The following is a 15958-nucleotide window of genomic DNA, read 5'->3' on the forward strand; positions in this document are numbered from 1 at the left end:
ACACTCGGTGCCTTTCGGTTGGGCTTCCATGCGTATCGATTTTAGGAAACTGAATGACCACGACTGATGCGCTCCTGATCAGGAGCGAGCGTCCGGACGACGTACACGCGATTACCGAGGTGACACAGGCCGCCTTCGCAGTCGCCACCCACTCCAGTGGCACGGAACAACTCATCATCACGGCCCTAAGGGCCGCGGGACAGTTGCGGATCTCGCTTGTCGCGGAGCTGTCTGGCCAGGTTGTCGGCCATGTCGCCATTTCCCCGGTCGACATCTCAGACGGAAGTGCACAATGGTACGGACTCGGTCCGGTATCGGTGCTGCCTGCTCATCAAGGCATTGGGGTGGGCTCGCAGCTCATACGTGCGGCCCTGGATCGCCTCAGACAGTCAGGCGCGCAAGGCTGCGTAGTACTCGGGGAGCCGGCCTACTATTCCCGCTTTGGATTTTCGGCACAGTCGACGCTCGTATTACCCGGGGTTCCGGCGGAGTACTTTCAAGCCATTGCGCTCGGCCCGCACGTGCCCTCGGGCGTGGTCAGGTATCACGAGTCATTTGAGGTGAAGGGCTAGCTACGGGGCGGGGTCGGGGTCGGACCACGGGCGGTGGTGGTGCATAGCCCAGACACAATGCGGTACCAAATCTCGACGGCCGAGCGGATGTCGGCAACGATGCAGGTTTGCCGCCGTGCTTCAGTCAAGCACGACGTTCAACACCGGCACGGTACCGCCGGAAAGATGCCTGGACGGCGCACCTGGCCACTCGGCCAAGGCCATGAATCCGTAACCACAAAAAGCTGTTGCGCCAGGCTAGTTTGTGTAACTACAATAACACCGTGCGAATCAGCTTCGACCCCGGCAAGGATGTCGCCAACACCGTCAAGCACGGCATCTCGCTTGCCATGGCGGCCGAGATCGACTGGTCGGATGTAATGGCCAGGCCGGACACCCGAAGCGACTACCGCGAGTTGCGCGAGATCGGATTCGGCTTCATCGGGGACCGCCCCTATTGCGTGGTGTTCACGCAGCGGGGCGAGACTTTCCACGTAATCAGCCTGCGCAAGGCAAACACGCGAGAGGTACAGGACTATGCCGCAAGCTATTAAGACCCGGTCAGGCCGCACGGTCATCCTGCCGACGCCCGAAGAGGACGCGGCGATCAACCGTGGCATTGCCGCCGACCCTGATACCTACGAGATAAGCGCAGAGGAGATGAAGCAAATGCAGCCGCTCAAGAATCGAGGCGGTCGACCCAGGCTGGCCAACCCTAAAGAGCCAGTGACCATCCGCTATGACGCCGAAGTCCTGGCCGCCTTCCGCGCCAGTGGCGACGGCTGGCAAACGCGGATGAATGACGCCCTGAAGGACTGGCTTCGTACACATCGTCCCTGACTTGTCGCAGTCGCAGTGGGATGAGAGCGACGGCACCCACCCTCACCGGTACGACAGCACCAGCCCCTGGATCAGCTGCGTCCAGCCCTCCAGCATCACGAACAGCAGCAGCTTGAACGGCACCGAGATCGTGGTCGGTGCCACCATCGACATGCCCAGCGCCAGCAGGATGGCGGCGACGATCAGGTCGACCACCACGAATACCAGGTAGACCACGAAGCCGATCTGGAACGCCCGGGTCAGCTCCGACAGCGTGAAGCTGGGGATCAGCACCATCATGTCGTCGGACTTGAGGTCGTCGGCGCGGCCTTCGGGCCAGATGCGCTTGGCGGACTGGACGAAGAAGGTGCGGTTGCGCTCCTCGGTGTGCTTGACCAGGAATTCCTTGAGCGGGCCGCTGACCGAGTCGTAGACGGTGACCACGTCGTTGACGTTGAAGGCGGCGTTGGCGTCGGCGCGGCGCTTGATGGCGTCGAAGGCGTCGGAGCCGATCGGCGCCATGATGTAGGCGGTCAGGATGATGGCGATGCCGTTCAGGACCATGTTCGGCGGCACCTGCTGCAGGCCCAGCGCGGCGCGCAGCAGGCCGAACACGATCACCAGCTTGGTGTAGCTGGTCACCATCAGCGCGACGAAGGGCGCAATGCCGAACGTCAGGATGATGGTCAGGATCAGGACCGGATTGTAGAGTCCGCTGTTCATCGCATGCACCCGGGCGGAACAGAAGAAGGCGGCCTGCCGCGATTCATGCGTCGCCGCCGGCAAAGGTGGTGATGCGCACCCCCAGACGGTTGCCGACCGCGATCAGGGTGCCGGTGCCGATGCGGTTGCCGTTGGCGACGATGCGCACCTCGCTCTGCTTGAGCGGCTGCGGCAGCTCGAACACATAGCCCGGGGCCACGGCGCGCAGCTCGGCCAGCGGCACTGCCACGTCGCCGACTTCAAAGCGCAGCGTCACCTCCAGGCGGTCCAGCCGCGACAGCGTCGGCTGCGCCGCGTCGGGATGGGGCACGGGCTGGGCCTGCCGTGCGGGATCTTGCTCTTCCATATGCGCTCCGTTTAAAACGTCCGTACTGTCGGCGCCGGCCTGTACCACCAGCCGCCGGCCTTCGGCCAGCGCGGTCCAGCCCGGGCCGTGGCGCCCGGTGGTACAGCGCACCACCAGCGCGCTGCCCTGCGAATGCCAGTCGTCGATGCCGACGATGTCGCCGGGCTCGATGCCGTGCATCTCGCCCAGCGCCAGCCGCGTGGTGCCGATGCGCACCGCGAGCGGCACCGGCAGGCGCTCCATCCACGCCGGTGCCGGCGCGGGCAACCCTGCGGGCAGCGCCGCGAGGCGCTCGGGCTGGTCCAGCTGCAGGGTGCCGCGCAGCCGCGCCGGCGATGCCTCACGCCGCAGCTCGAAGCCAAAGGCATGGGCCGCAGCCACTGCCTGCGCCCGGGCGCCATCGGGCTGCCAGCTGAAGGCGTCGGGCAAGGCATGGCCCAGTGCCGCCACCGCTTCGGCCAGCGCGTCCGCCATCAGCGCGTAGCGCAGCAGCGCGGGCAGCGCTTCGGCGGCACCGGGCGCCGCAAGCAGCAGGCGTTCGCTGGCCACATCCCAGCGCAGCACGCCGTGGCTGGCGCCAAAGGTCAAGGCATAGCCGGCACCGGGCCGCGCCGCGATCTCCGGGTCGGCGGGGACAAAACGCAATTGCCAGTCCTGGCCGCCCGCTCGCACTGGCACGGCGGCCGCGCGGCAGGCCAGCCAGCCGGACAGCCGGGCGGTATCGGGCTCCATATGCGGCAGCGCCGGGGTGGCATCGAGCCCCGCGGTGGCCAGCCGAGCCGCCGCCGCGGCGCTGTGCACCAGCACGCGCGCGTCACCGGGCGGCGCCGCGGCGGGCGCCTGGGCGGACGGGCCGCGGCCGGGGCGAGGCAGGACGGAAGACATGTTGGGAGGCTCGGTTGCTCGAGACGCAACGATAAGCAGCGGGGTGCAGCTGCGTCCACTACGAAGCCTTGTAGGCCGGCGCGAGACGCCGCCGCGCATCGGCCGCGCAGGCCGGATGTGCGGCACGCGCTACGAATCCTCGGTACTGGTCGCTGTGCGGGGCCGGCCATACACTGCGCCCACTGATCCCACCGGCAAGGACGATGGCGAAACTCCCGGCAAACCTCCCAGCGTTCCCGCGCGGCCTCGGCCCGGGTGCGCCGGGGCTGCAGCAGATGGCGGCGGCGGCGTCGCGCCAGTCAGACCTGGCGCTGACGCTGCTGCTGTTTGCCGTGATCGCGCTGTTCGTGCTGCCGCTGCCGACCTTCCTGCTGGACCTTCTGCTGACGATCAACCTGGGCATGAGCCTGACCCTGCTGATCGTCGCCACCTATATCCCGTCGGCACTGTCGCTGTCGACGTTCCCGTCGCTGTTGCTGTTCACCACGCTGTTCCGGCTGTCGCTGAACATCGCCTCGACCAAGCTGATCCTGCTGCACGCGGACGCGGGCCACATCATCGATACCTTCGGCAAGCTGATCGTCGGCAACAACGTGGTGGTCGGCGGGGTGGTGTTCCTGATCATCGCCATCGTGCAGTTCATCGTCATCGCCAAGGGCTCGGAGCGCGTGGCCGAGGTAGGCGCGCGCTTTGCGCTGGATGCGATGCCGGGCAAGCAGATGAGCATCGACGCCGACGTGCGCGCCGGCACCATCAGCGCCGCGCAGGCGCAGGAGCGCCGCCGCGCGCTCGAGCAGGAATGCCAGCTGCACGGCGCCATGGATGGGGCGATGAAGTTCGTCAAGGGCGATGCCATCGCCGGCGTGGTGATTGCGCTGGTCAATATCCTGGCGGGCATCGCCATCGGCACGCTGATGAAGGACATGAGCATCGGCGAGGCGCTGCAGCGCTACGCCATCCTGACCATCGGCGATGGCATGGTGTCGCAGATCCCGTCGCTGCTGGTGTCGATCGCGGCCGGGGTGGTGATCACCCGGGTCTCGTCCGATGAAGAGCGCACCCGCTCACCCAACCTTGGTGAGGTCATCGGCAAGCAGATCCTGGCCCAGCCCAAGGCGCTGGTGGTGTCGGGCCTGGCCATTGCGGTGTTCCTGGTGGTGCCGGGCTTTCCCAAGTGGACCTTCGGGCTGATGGCGCTGGTGGTGGCCGGCGGCGGCTACCTGCTGCTGCGCCGCGCGCAGCGCAGCACCGGCACCGTCACCTGGATCGAGATGGCCGACGCGGATGAAGGCGCGGCGGCGGCCGGCACCCAGGCCGCGGTGGCGCCGGCGCTGGCGCTGGAGCTGGACCAAGCGCTGCGCGGGCGCATCGACCTGCGGCTGTTCGAGCAGCGCATGACCACCGCCAAGGGCGAGGTCGAGGCCGAACTGGGCATGGTGTTCCCGCGGCTGCGCATCCAGCACCGCGCGCTGGGCGAGCCCGATGCGTATGCCATCCGCGTGCAGGACGTGGTGGCTTCCGGCGGCGTGCTGCGCCCCGGCAAGCGGCTGCTGGAGCCCGGTGCCCGCGCGCGGGTGGACCAGGGCGTGGCCGAGCCCGGCGCGCCGTTCGGCCCGTTTGCGGAAGTGGTGTGGGTGCCGGCCGAGGCTGGCGCCGCCGACGGCGTGCGCACGCTGTCGTGCGAGGAAGTGCTGGCGGTGCACGTGGGTGCGGTGATCAAGCAGCATGCGGCGCCGCTGCTGGGGATTCAGGACGTGCAGTCGATGATCCACGTGATCCAGGCCGAGGCGCCGGACCTGGTGATGGAACTGGCGCGCGTGGTGCCGCTGCAGCGCGTCACCGACGTGCTGCGCCGGCTGCTGCAGGAGGGCGTGCCGATCCGCAACCTGCGCACCATCTTCGAAAGCCTGGTCACCTGGGCGCCCAAGGAAACCGATGCGATCGCGCTGACCGAGCTGGTGCGCGTGGACCTGGGGCGCCTGATCACCAGCCGCCATGTCGGCGCCAACCGCTCGCTGGACGCGGTGCTGTTCGAGCCCGCGCTGGAAGCGCGCGTGCAGGGCGCGATCGAGAAGGCGGCGCGCGGCAATCTGCTGCTGCTCAGCCACGACGTCACCCGCGATATCCGCGAGCAGCTGCGCGTGCTGCTGGAGAAGGCTGCAGAGAAGGCCGGTGCGGCGGGCGGTGCCGGCGCCGCCCGCGTGGTGGTGGTGGTCAGCGTCGACGTGCGCCGCTATATCAAGCGGCTGATCGAGCCGGTCGCGCCGCGCATCCCGGTGCTGTCATACCAGGAGGTCGATGAAGACGTGACGCTGGTGCCGGTGGGCTGGATCCAGAACCCGGCCGGAGAGTGAGATGGGCGCCGACACCATCCTCGACATCACGCGCCAGGCGCTGCTGGTGGTGCTGTGGGTCACGCTGCCGGTGGTGCTGATCGGCACGCTGGTGGCGCTGGTGGTGGCGGTGCTGCAGGCAGTGACGCAGATCCAGGACCAGAGCATCGGCACCTCGGCGCGGCTGATCGCGGTGCTGGTGTCGCTGGTGCTGCTGGGCGGCTGGCTGGGCGGCGAGGTGATGCGCTTCGCGCAGCGCGCGCTGCAGACCATGCTGACCTTCCTGTAAGGGGCGGATCCATGCAGGCAACCACGCAGGAACAACGGACAAGCAAACTGACATGATGCTGGGGCACCACGGGGAACACGGATCGACGGGCCGCGCCATGCGCCGGCCGGCATGGCGGCAAGGCGCGCCACGGCGGCCATGGCGCGCCGCCGCGGCGCTGCTGTGCCTGGCGGGCGCGCTGCTGTGCGGCACGCAGGCGGCGCGCGCAGCGGACCTGCGCTGGCCCAACAAGCCGTTCCAGGCCTCGGCCAGCGACAAGCGGCTGGCGGACTTCCTGCGCGAGCTGACTGCCTCGCAGGGCACCACCGCGGTGATCGATCCCAAGGTCGAAGGGACCATCAGCGGCAAATTCAATGAATCCGCGCAGCACGTGCTCAAGAGCGTGTGCTCGATGTTCGGGCTGACCTACTACTACGACGGCTCGCTGCTCTATATCGACGTCGCCAGCGAGGCGCGCAGCGAGGTGCTGCCAATCGCGCGCGGCTCCGGCGCGCGCCTGCGCGATTCGCTGGAACGCATGCAGGTGCCCGACTCGCGCTACCCCATCACCATCAACGACGCGGAAGGCACGCTGATGGTGTCGGGGCCCAAGCGCTACGTCGAGACCGTGCGCGCCGCGGTGCGCGCGGTGGACGACCGCTCCATCGCCGACGAGCGCGCCGAGATCCAGCTGTTCTCGCTCAAGTACTCATGGGCCTCGGACTTCCGCATCAACCGCGCCGGCAAGGAGATGACCGTGCCCGGCGTGGTCACGGTGCTGCGCAACCTGTACGGCCGCAACCGCACGCTGGCAACTGGCACCGGTCCCAGCCTGAGCACCAGCCGCGGCGCCACGCGCCAGGCCAAGCTGCGCATGGGCGAGGGCGGCGGGGGCGGCATGGGCATCCCCAGCGCCGACCCGTCGCAGATGCTCGATGCCATGGGCGGCGGTGGCGTCGGCCTGGGCATGCAGAACAACTGGGGCAGCGGCCAGTTGCCGCAGTTCCAGGCCGATACCCGCCTCAATGCGGTGATCGTGCGCGACACCCCGGACAAGATGGCGCAGTACCGGCGCCTGATCGAATCGCTCGACGTCAAGCCGCGCCTGGTGGAGATCGAGGTCACCATCATGGACATCAGCCAGGCCGACCTGGACAGCCTGGGTGTCGACTGGCGCCTGCATACGCCCCATGTCGACCTGCAGCTGGGGGGCGGCAACGGCAACGCCGGGCTGAGCTTCGGCAATCTCGCCAATGAAGCCGGCACCACCGCGGCGACCATCGGCAGCGGGCTGCAGTTCACCGGCGCCATCGGCAGCGACGTGACCCGCTACCTGCTCACGCGTGTAAAGGCGCTGGCCGAGCGCGGGCAGGCCAACTTCGTGGCGCGGCCCAAGGTGCTGACGCTGGACAACACCGAGGCCGCGCTGGAGAACCTGCAGGAGTTCTATGTGCGCGTCGACGGCTTCCAGGATGCGGGCCTGTTCAACGTCACCGCCGGCACGGCGGTGCGCGTGACCCCGCTGGTGGTCGACGAGCAGCAGAACCGCGCGGTGATGCTCACCATCGACATCGCCGACGGCAACCTGTCCGGCGAGACCGTCGACCGCATTCCGGTGGTGCGGCGCCGCTCCATCACCACGCAGGCAATGGTGGAGGAGGGCAAGAGCCTGCTGATCGCCGGCTACACCACCGAAGAGAAGATCAACGCTTCGTCGGGCGTGCCGCTGCTGCAGGACGTGCCGATCATCGGCAACCTGTTCAAGTACCAGGAGAAGCGCCAGAACAACATGGAACGCTTTTACCTGCTGACGCCGCGCCTGGTGATTCCGGGGATGAGCTGATGGCAGACCTGCGCGATTCTCACGCTTCGGGCTGGACGCTGCGCTTTCTCGGCGGCGACGTCTACGGCCGCCAGGTCACGCTGCGGCGCGGCGCCAATGTGCTGGGCACGGCGGCGGACGTGGACATCAGCGTGCCCGGCGCCGAGGTGCAGCCGCGCCACCTGGTGCTCAACGTGGGCGAGCTGGCGGTGTCGGCCGAGCGCGTCGGCGAGGCCGCGGTCGACGTCAACGGCCGTGCCACCACGCAGCGCGCGTTTGCGCTGGCGGGCGGCGATATCCTCACCATCGGCGCGCTCGACGTGGAATTGCTGCGGGCGCAGCCGGGCATGTCGGAGGCCACCGACACGCTCTTTGCCTGGGCCGAATCCGGCCGGCGCGCCGCGCGCGATGCCGATGCGCAGCAGCAGGGCGGGCGCCGGCCCGGGCGCGCGCTGCTGGCGGCGCTGGGCGTGGCCGGCGTGGTGGGGCTCATCGGCGCCGGCTGGGTTGCTGCCACCTATGCCAACGGCGGGCTCGCGCCGCGCACGCAGCAGGCGGATCCCGCCGCGGTGCGCAAGACCGTGGCGGCCTATCCGGAGCTGGAGGTGGTGTCGCTGCCCAACGGCACGGTCACGGTCAAGGGCTTCGTCAATTCGCGCGTGGACCGGCAACGCATCGTGCAGGCGCTGGCGCCGTTCGGCCGCGGCGTGCAGCAGCAGGTGCGCTCGGCCGACGACCTGATCGAGCATATCCAGCGCTATCTGGACGAGCCCGGCGTGGGCATTGCCTACCAGGGCCAGGGCCGCGTGCTGCTGAGCGGCACCGCCGACCCGGTGCACGGGCGCGACAAGGTGCGGCGCGTGATCGAGGACCTGCACCCGGGCGTGCTGGTGTCCGACAAGATCGATTACCGGGAGAGCGCCGACAGCCGGCGCCGGCAGGTGCGCGACGGCCACATGGAAAACTGGCAGGGAGTGTTCCCGGCGCGCGTGGTGAGCATTACCGAGGACGGCAACGGCACGCGCTCGGTGCAGCTGGCCAACGGTGCGCGCTATTTCGAAGGGGCGGTGCTGAAGAACGGCGCCGAGATTGAACGGATCGACGCGGACGGCGTGGTGCTGAAGGACAGCCCGGTGCCGCCGCAGGCACGGCGATGATGGCGCACGCCGGCGCCGTGCCACTGGATTTGCGCCCGCGGGCGCAGATGCCGCTTGCCCCCGGAGGGCAGGTGTTTGACGCCAACCTACCTGAAGGAGATTGTCATGGCTGAAGTCGACCTCAATGCCAAGATGCAGGAAATCCAGCAGAAAGCGCAGGAGTTCTCGGTGAACATCCTGGGCCTGCAGGACACGCTGACGCGCCAGAACGCGGTGGTCAGCAGCGAGATGGCCCACAACACGCAGAAGGCCAACCTGGTCCAGGGCGCGATGCAGGACGTCAAGCAGACCTCGCGCACCAACTGACGGCAGGCCCCTGCCACGCGCCCCGGCATGCCGGGGCGCCCAACGCCTTGCAAGGAGAGCCATGATGGAACCGACCGCCGCCATTGCCGCAGCCAATGCCACCGCCGCCGGCGCCGCGCCCGACAGCGCCACCGTCGCCGCGCACCAGTCGCCGGCAGCGGCCCCCGCCGCGCAGCCCGACCCGGCCGATGCCCGGCAGTTCGCGCAGATGGTCCAGCAGGGCCGCGCCGCCGATGGCTCGCGCACCGCGCACGTGACCCAGGCGGCAGACCCGACTTCCACCACGCTTGGCAACGCCATCCGCGCCAGCTATGTCTCGGCCGGCGAGGAATCGGCGCGCCAGGCCGCGCGCCTGCAGGAGCTGCGCGACGGCATGTTCGCGTCGATCTACGAGGGCAGCACCAGCGAGGTGGTCTACCAGGCCATGCTGCTGCAGACGCAGTCGCTGGAGCTGTTCTCGTCGATCCACGTGACCTCCAGCATCGGCAGCGCCGGCACCAACCTGTTCAACAGCCTGCTGAAGAACCAGCAATGATGTCCACGCCACCGCTGTGCCGGCGCCTTGCGCGCGCGGCCCGGCTGGCGCCGGCGCTGATGGCGCTGGCGCTGGCCGCGTGCAAGGTCGACCTGTACGCGTCGCTGAACGAACCCGAGGCCAACCAGGTGCTGGCCGCGCTGACCGCCGAGGGCATCGACGCGGAAAAGGCGCGCGCCGACACCAGCGGCGGCACCGGCGAGGGCCAGTGGCGCGTGCGCGTCGAGGAATCGCAATTGCCCGCCGCGCTTGAGATCCTGCGCAGCGAGGGCCTGCCGGGCGAACGCTTTGCGTCGCTGGGGCAGGTGTTCCAGAAGCAGGGGCTGGTGGCGACGCCGACCGAAGAGCGCATGCGCTACATCTTCGCGCTGTCGCAGGAGCTGTCGGAGACGCTGCGCAATATCGACGGCGTGGTCACCGCGCGCGTGCATGTGGTGATCCCCGCCACCGATCCGCTCTCGGACAAGATCCGGCCGTCGTCGGCGGCGGTGTTCATCAAGCACCGCGCCGATACCGACCTGCGCCTGCTGGTGCCGACCGTCAAGGACATGGTGGCGCACAGCATCGAAGGCGTTACCCACGACAACGTGTCGCTGTCGCTGGTCGAGGCGCGCCCGTTCGCGCCGCAGGCGGGCGCACCGGGGCCGGCGGCCGGCTTCGCAGTCGGACGCTTCGCCGCGATCGCGGTTGGCGCGGCGGTGGCGATTGCACTGGCCCTGGCGGCCGTGGTGGCGTGGCAGCGCGGTGCGCTGCGCTGGCCGCAGCGGCGCGGTGCGCCGCGGAGCGCAAATTGACGCCGCTATCGACCGTTGCCGCCGCCGAGGCCGCGCCTGGCGCCTACCTGCCCGGCGCGCTGGCCGCCGCGTTGGCACCCGCGCCGCCGGCATTGCCGGATCCGGCGCTGGCGCGCGCGGTGGCCGACCTGGCGCAGCGGCCGCTGGCGCATCTGCATCCCAGCTGGCTGCCGGCCGACTGGCCGCTGGCCTGGCGCCGGGCGGACCGCTTCGGCCCCGCCGCCGCCGACGTGCTGGCGCAGCCGCTGGGCCTGGCCGGCGCCAACGCCGCCCGTGACGCCGTGATCCACCGCCTGCTCGGGGCACCGCCTTCGCTGGCGCGGCTGATGCTGATGCCGCGCAGCGACCTGCGCCTGCTGGCGTGGTGGCTGGGCCTGGCGGTGCACCAGGCGGGCTTTGCCAGTGAGCGCCGCATGCTGCCGGCGCAGCTGGCCGACAGCATCGCGCCGCTGCCCGGGGCCCTGGCGGCGCCGCTGATCGGCAGCGCGCCGCGCGCGATGCGCCGTGCCGCGCGCCGGCTCGACCGCCACGCCGTGGCCTTTATCCTGAAGCGCGTGCCGGCGCTGCCGGCGCTGCCGATGAACCTGGCGCCGCTGCGCGCGCATCCGGCCGGCGCCGGCCGGCTGATGGCCGAGCGCGGCTATCGGCTGTTGTGCGGGCTGCTGGCCGCCGAGGCGCGGCACGAAGAAGACGCGGCGCCGCTGCTGCAGGCGCTGCGGCGCAAGTTTCCCCGGCGCCTGGCGGCGTTGGCGCCGGCACCGCTGACCCCGGCGCAGGCCGCGCAGCTGCGCGAGCTGCTGCTGCTCAACCTGATCCCCGAACGGTTCCCGGCATGGCACTGGCTTTTCTGATCACCAGCGAAAACCTGCAACTGCTGTCAGAGCGCAAGGTCCTCAAGGAGGCCGAGTATGCGGCCTTGCTCGACGCTGCCGCGGTGATCGAGTCCGCGCGCAGCGAGGCCATGCATATCCGCACCGAAGCCCAGCGCGAGGCCGAGGAGCGCCGCCAGCACGGCTACCGCGAAGGCTGGGCGCGCGCGCACGCCGACCACGCCGCGGCGCAGGTCAGCACCGCCGCCGAGGCCGAGCGCCAGCTGGGCGCGATGCGCCGCACCATGGCCGAGATCGTGATGAAGGCGGTGCAGCAGATTGCCGGCGAGCTCGACCCCGACATCATCCTGGAGGTGGCACTGCAGCGCGTCGAGGCGCTGGTGCGCGCCGAGCCCTTCATCACCATCCAGATTCCGCTTGGCCGCGAGCAGGCCGTGCGCAGCCTGCTCGACCGGCTCGCCGAGACCCAGGAGTGGCCGCGCCGCGCCAACGTGGTGGTCGAGCCGGGGCTGGAACCCGATGCCTGCCGCATCCAGACCCCCTCGGGCACCATGGAAGTAGGCCTGCAGGCCCAGCTCGAAGCCTTTGCGCGCCGGCTGCGGGCGGGCTGATTCCTACGTTGATACCCATGTCCAGCGAACTCCCTGCCTCCGATATCGAAGCCGCGCTGCAGCATGCCGCGGCCGACCTGGAACGCGCGTTCGAGCATTTCACGCCGGTGGCGATGCGCGGGCGCGTCAGCAAGGCGGTGGGCATGCTGATCAACGCCACCGGCATCCAGGCCCATGTGGGCGAGCTGTGCCAGCTGGTCACGCCCGGCGAGCCGCCGCTGCTGGCCGAGGTGGTCGGTTTCGTGCAGCAGACCGCGCTGCTGACGCCGCTGGGGCGCACCACCGGGGTGTCGGCGCTGACCGAGGTGATCCCGTCCGCCCACGGCCACCAGTGCCCGGCCGGCGCCGCGCTGCTGGGCCGCGTGCTCGACGCGCTGGGCGAACCCATCGACGGCAAGGGCGCGCTCGACGGCGTGGCGCGCGTGCCGGTGGACAACGAGCCGCCCGACCCGCTCACGCGCCGGCTGATCCGTGAGCCGCTGGCCACCGGGGTGCGCGCCATCGATGGCCTGCTGACGCTGGGCGAGGGCCAGCGGGTGGGCATCTTCGCGCCGCCGGGCGTGGGCAAGAGCACCTTGCTGGGGATGCTGGCGCGGGGCGCGTCCAGCGATGTCAACGTGGTCGCGCTGGTGGGCGAGCGCGGCCGCGAGGTGCGCGAGTTCATCGAATACAACCTGGGCTCCGACGGCATGGCGCGCACGGTGCTGGTGGTGTCCACCTCCGACCGCTCGCCGATGGAGCGTGTGCGCTGCGCCTATACCGCTACCGCTATCGCCGAGCATTTCCGCGACCAGGGCCGGCGCGTGCTGCTGCTGGTCGACTCGCTGACGCGGCTGGCGCGCGCGCAGCGCGAGATCGGCCTGGCCAGCGGCGAGCCGCCCACGCGGCGCAGCTATCCGCCGTCCGTGTTCTCGATGCTGCCGCAGCTGCTGGAGCGCGCCGGCACCGGCGTGCAGGGCTCGATCACCGCGGCGTATACCGTGCTGACCGAAGGCGAGGACGACAGTGACCCCATCGCCGAAGAGGTGCGCTCCATCCTAGATGGCCATATCGTGCTGTCGCGCAAGCTGGCCAGCGCCGGCCAATATCCGCCGGTGGACGTGCTGCAGTCGGTCAGCCGGGTGATGCCGCAGGTGGTGGCCGGCGCGCACGCGCGCGACGCGGCGCGGCTGCGCCAGCTGCTGGCCCGGTTCCAGGAGCTGGAGCTGCTGCTGCAGATCGGCGAATACCGGCCCGGCGCCGACCCCGTCGCCGACGCCGCCGTGGCGGCGATGCCAGCTATCCGCGCCTACCTGGCGCAGCCGGCGGCGCGGCTCGATACCTTTGCCGGCGCCGTCGACAAGCTGGCGCAGGCACTGCGCGTGCCGGAGCCCGCACCCGCTGCGGGAGAAGCGCGATGACGGGCGGCCGCGCCGACCCGCGCCTGGGCCAGCTGGAGGCGGTGCGGCAGCGCCGCCAGGAAGACGCACTGCGCGCGCTGCAGCAGCACCGCGCGCAAGTGATGGCGGCGCTGCGGCAGGCCGAAGCCGCGCAGCAGGCGGTCCAGGGCGCGCTGGCCGAGCGCGCGGACTTTATCGAACGCCTGCGCCAGGGCGCGTCGCAGGGCGGGGTGTCGGTATCGGGGTTGCTCGATGCGCAGGGCTGGCAGAGTGCGTTCGACGCCCGCATTGCCCGTGCCAATGCCAACCTGGCCACCGTGCTGGACGACGTGGCGCAGCGGCGCGCCGCCTTCGACGAGGCCCGCCGCGCGCTGCTGCGCGCGCAGGCGCGGCTGGACGGCGCGCGCGAACTGGCACTGCGCGAGCGCCGCGCGCTGCGCGCCGGCGCCGGGCGGCGCGAGGACGAGGCCATCGACGAAGCCGCGGCGCGCGCTTGGCACGCTGATCGGCACGCTGATCGGCACGACGCGCGGCATGCCTGAGATGCAGGGCGAACTGCTCGATCCCGCCTTGCTGTTCCAGTGGGGACGCGAGGTCATCATGCCGATCGTGATGGTGATGCCGCGCCTGCTGACGGCGTTTACGGTGCTGCCGTTCCTGTCGCAGCAGGCCATCCCCGGGGTGGCGCGCAACGGCATCGTGCTGGCCATCGCGCTGTTCGTGTCGCCGGGCGCGCGCATCGACCTGGACGCCGTCGCCGGTGGCCTGTGGCTGGTGCTGATCTTCAAGGAGGCCTTTATCGGGCTGCTGCTGGGCATGGCGTTCGGGCTGTTCTTCGTCGCGCTGCAGATGATCGGCGAGCTGATCGACTTCCAGACCGGCTCGGGCAACGCCACCTTCTTCGATCCCGTGACGCAGCAGGAGGACGGGCCCATGGAGAACCTGCTGTCGCACTTCGGCATCGCGCTGTTCGCGGCGCTGGGCGGCTTTATCGCCATGACCGGGGTGATCGTCGAGTCGTTTGCGTTCTGGCCGGTGATGTCGTTCGGGCCGGAAATGTCGCTGGCGTCGATGGGCTTTGCCAACCTCTACGCCGGCACGCTGTTCTCGTGGGTGGTCAAGCTGGCCGCGCCGATCCTGCTGCTGCTGGTGATCGTCGAGCTGGGCTTTGCGCTGATCGCGCGCTTCGTGCCGCAGTTCGACGTGTTCCAGTTCGCGCAGCCGGTCAAGATCTCGGTGGCGTTCCTGATGCTGGTGCTGATGCTGGCGGTGATGGTGGATACGCTGCAGGGCTTCCTGCGCCCGGACAATATCCTGATCGAGATGCTGCGCCGGGGCGCGGCACGCTAGCACCGGCGGCGGCATATCGATACCCGATGAGCGACAGCGAAAAGAACCTCGAGGCAACCCGGCGCAAGCTGGACGAGGCGCGCAAGCGCGGCGAGGTGCCGCGCAGCAGCGACGTCACCTCGGCGGTGGTGTTCCTCGGCGTGCTGGCGGGCCTGTGGTTGCTGGGCCGTTATTTCGTGCGGCTGTTCCAGGCCTTGTGGCACAGCGCCATGGGCAGCGTGCCGCAGCACCTGGCGGACCAGCAGATGCTGGTGCTGGGCGAGGCCGCGGCTCGCTTCCTGCTGATGGGCGTGCTGCCAATCGTTGCGCTGGCACTGGTGTGCGGCATCGTCGGCGCGTTCCTGCAGGTGGGCCCGCTGGTGGCGTTCGAGCAGATCAAGCCGGACCTGGCGCGGCTGAACCCGGCCGAGGGCCTGAAACGCATGTTCGCCGTGCGCAACCTGGTGAACCTGGCCAAGATCCTGGTCAAGATCCTGCTGCTGGCCGGGCTGGTCTACGTGCTGGCGCTGGGCGCGATCGAGGACGGCGTGCGCACCGGCTACGCGCGCCCGGCGGAAATCCTGCTGCTGGTCGCGTACATCATCCTGCGCATGTGCTGCTGGGCCGCGGTGATCTACCTGGTGATGGCGGTGGTGGACTACGTGCACGAGCGCCACCAGTTCATGAAGCGCCAGCGCATGAGCGTCGACGAGTACCGCCGCGAATACAAGGAGACCCAGGGCGACCCGATCATGGCCGGGCGCCGCCGCGCGGCGTTCTTCGAGGCCGCCTTCTTCGGCGTCAGCGAGCGGGTGCGGGTGTCGACCGCGGTGGTGTATTCCACCCAGTACGCGGTGGCGCTGCGCTACGACGGCCCCGGCACGTTGCCGCGCGTGGTGGCCAAGGGCAGCGGCCAGGTGGCGGCGCGCATCCGCCAGGCCGCGGCGGACTACCTGGTACCGTCGGCCTTCGATTCGGACCTGGCGCAGCGGTTGTATTTGAATGTTCCGCTGGACCGGTTTATCGACCGGACGTTGTTCGAGCGGGTGGCGGAGTTGATGCGGTGGGCGAAGGGGGAGTGAGAGGCGGGGCGGGAAGGGAAGGATGCCTGCCGCTCTGCGGGTTTGCTCCCCTCTCCCGCTTGCGGGAGAGGGGCGGGGGTGAGGGCGGGCGCGTGCAATAGCGACGGCCTTCACTTCGTTGATGCTCCGGCCCTCACCCCAACCCTCTCCCGCAAGCGGGAGAGGGAGCACACCGTCGGTCGAGCCAA

General features: G+C 69.9%; 18 protein-coding genes. 16 read left to right on the plus strand and 2 right to left on the minus strand.

The window, feature by feature from the left end:
- The first annotated feature begins 53 nt into the window (after nucleotides 1-53).
- From MKD50_RS19795 to MKD50_RS19805, 3 genes are all read left to right on the plus strand, one after another.
- Nucleotides 54-572, plus strand: a complete 519-nt coding sequence (locus tag MKD50_RS19795; RefSeq protein ID WP_252668357.1) for a GNAT family N-acetyltransferase — start codon at nucleotides 54-56, stop codon at nucleotides 570-572.
- Nucleotides 573-835: 263 nt separating this feature from the next.
- Nucleotides 836-1105: a BrnT family toxin gene (locus MKD50_RS19800; protein ID WP_115700650.1), complete on the plus strand. Its 270-nt coding sequence runs from the start codon at nucleotides 836-838 to the stop codon at nucleotides 1103-1105.
- Nucleotides 1089-1391 carry a BrnA antitoxin family protein gene (locus MKD50_RS19805; protein WP_115700647.1) on the plus strand — a complete coding sequence of 101 codons (303 nt, stop codon included), beginning with the start codon at nucleotides 1089-1091 and terminating at the stop codon, nucleotides 1389-1391. Before MKD50_RS19800 ends, MKD50_RS19805 begins: the two co-directional genes overlap by 17 nt.
- Before the next feature lie 42 nt (nucleotides 1392-1433).
- Here the strand turns inward: MKD50_RS19805 and sctR are convergent, their stop codons facing one another.
- A complete protein-coding gene (gene sctR / locus MKD50_RS19810; RefSeq protein WP_115682486.1) occupies nucleotides 1434-2093 on the minus strand; it encodes a type III secretion system export apparatus subunit SctR in 660 nt (219 codons plus the stop codon).
- Between the two features lie 43 nt (nucleotides 2094-2136).
- Entirely contained in the window at nucleotides 2137-3324 is a 1188-nt protein-coding gene (gene sctQ, locus MKD50_RS19815; protein ID WP_252668359.1) for a type III secretion system cytoplasmic ring protein SctQ, read from the minus strand.
- A gap of 203 nt (nucleotides 3325-3527) precedes the next feature.
- Here sctQ and sctV point away from each other — a divergent pair, with 203 nt between their 5' ends.
- From sctV to MKD50_RS19880, 13 genes are all read left to right on the plus strand, one after another.
- Nucleotides 3528-5678: a type III secretion system export apparatus subunit SctV gene (sctV, locus tag MKD50_RS19820; RefSeq protein ID WP_252668361.1), complete on the plus strand. Its 2151-nt coding sequence runs from the start codon at nucleotides 3528-3530 to the stop codon at nucleotides 5676-5678.
- Nucleotide 5679: 1 nt separating this feature from the next.
- Nucleotides 5680-5946 (plus strand): EscS/YscS/HrcS family type III secretion system export apparatus protein, encoded by a 267-nt coding sequence (locus MKD50_RS19825; protein ID WP_018007333.1) that lies wholly within the window; start codon nucleotides 5680-5682, stop codon nucleotides 5944-5946.
- A gap of 52 nt (nucleotides 5947-5998) precedes the next feature.
- Nucleotides 5999-7768 carry a type III secretion system outer membrane ring subunit SctC gene (gene sctC / locus MKD50_RS19830; protein ID WP_252668362.1) on the plus strand — a complete coding sequence of 590 codons (1770 nt, stop codon included), beginning with the start codon at nucleotides 5999-6001 and terminating at the stop codon, nucleotides 7766-7768.
- A complete protein-coding gene (locus MKD50_RS19835; protein WP_252668363.1) occupies nucleotides 7768-8904 on the plus strand; it encodes a type III secretion system protein SctD in 1137 nt (378 codons plus the stop codon). The genes sctC and MKD50_RS19835 overlap by 1 nt, the downstream gene beginning before the upstream one ends.
- 105 nt (nucleotides 8905-9009) lie before the next feature.
- The gene (locus MKD50_RS19840; RefSeq protein ID WP_018007336.1) at nucleotides 9010-9210 is read left to right on the plus strand and encodes a hypothetical protein; all 201 of its coding nucleotides are present in this window, start codon (nucleotides 9010-9012) and stop codon (nucleotides 9208-9210) included.
- A 61-nt stretch (nucleotides 9211-9271) separates the two neighbouring features.
- On the plus strand, nucleotides 9272-9745 hold the full coding sequence (locus MKD50_RS19845; protein ID WP_115700637.1) for a hypothetical protein: 474 nt from the start codon (nucleotides 9272-9274) through the stop codon (nucleotides 9743-9745).
- Nucleotides 9742-10539: a type III secretion system inner membrane ring lipoprotein SctJ gene (gene sctJ, locus MKD50_RS19850; protein ID WP_115700635.1), complete on the plus strand. Its 798-nt coding sequence runs from the start codon at nucleotides 9742-9744 to the stop codon at nucleotides 10537-10539. Before MKD50_RS19845 ends, sctJ begins: the two co-directional genes overlap by 4 nt.
- Nucleotides 10536-11390 (plus strand): type III secretion system protein SctK, encoded by an 855-nt coding sequence (locus tag MKD50_RS19855; protein WP_240070690.1) that lies wholly within the window; start codon nucleotides 10536-10538, stop codon nucleotides 11388-11390. Before sctJ ends, MKD50_RS19855 begins: the two co-directional genes overlap by 4 nt.
- Entirely contained in the window at nucleotides 11372-11980 is a 609-nt protein-coding gene (locus tag MKD50_RS19860; protein ID WP_116385079.1) for a FliH/SctL family protein, read from the plus strand. Before MKD50_RS19855 ends, MKD50_RS19860 begins: the two co-directional genes overlap by 19 nt.
- Before the next feature lie 17 nt (nucleotides 11981-11997).
- The gene (locus MKD50_RS19865) at nucleotides 11998-13380 is read left to right on the plus strand and encodes a FliI/YscN family ATPase (RefSeq protein WP_240070689.1); all 1383 of its coding nucleotides are present in this window, start codon (nucleotides 11998-12000) and stop codon (nucleotides 13378-13380) included.
- Nucleotides 13377-13901, plus strand: coding sequence for a flagellar FliJ family protein (locus MKD50_RS19870; RefSeq protein ID WP_240070688.1), 525 nt, complete (start codon nucleotides 13377-13379; stop codon nucleotides 13899-13901). The genes MKD50_RS19865 and MKD50_RS19870 overlap by 4 nt, the downstream gene beginning before the upstream one ends.
- Nucleotides 13894-14709 carry a type III secretion system export apparatus subunit SctT gene (gene sctT, locus MKD50_RS19875; protein WP_025584980.1) on the plus strand — a complete coding sequence of 272 codons (816 nt, stop codon included), beginning with the start codon at nucleotides 13894-13896 and terminating at the stop codon, nucleotides 14707-14709. Before MKD50_RS19870 ends, sctT begins: the two co-directional genes overlap by 8 nt.
- A gap of 26 nt (nucleotides 14710-14735) precedes the next feature.
- Entirely contained in the window at nucleotides 14736-15770 is a 1035-nt protein-coding gene (locus MKD50_RS19880) for an EscU/YscU/HrcU family type III secretion system export apparatus switch protein (protein ID WP_252668364.1), read from the plus strand.
- Nucleotides 15771-15958: the final 188 nt, after the last annotated feature.

It is taken from the genome of Cupriavidus mimosae (assembly GCF_023952485.1).
Taxonomy (GTDB): Bacteria; Pseudomonadota; Gammaproteobacteria; order Burkholderiales; family Burkholderiaceae; genus Cupriavidus; species Cupriavidus taiwanensis_C.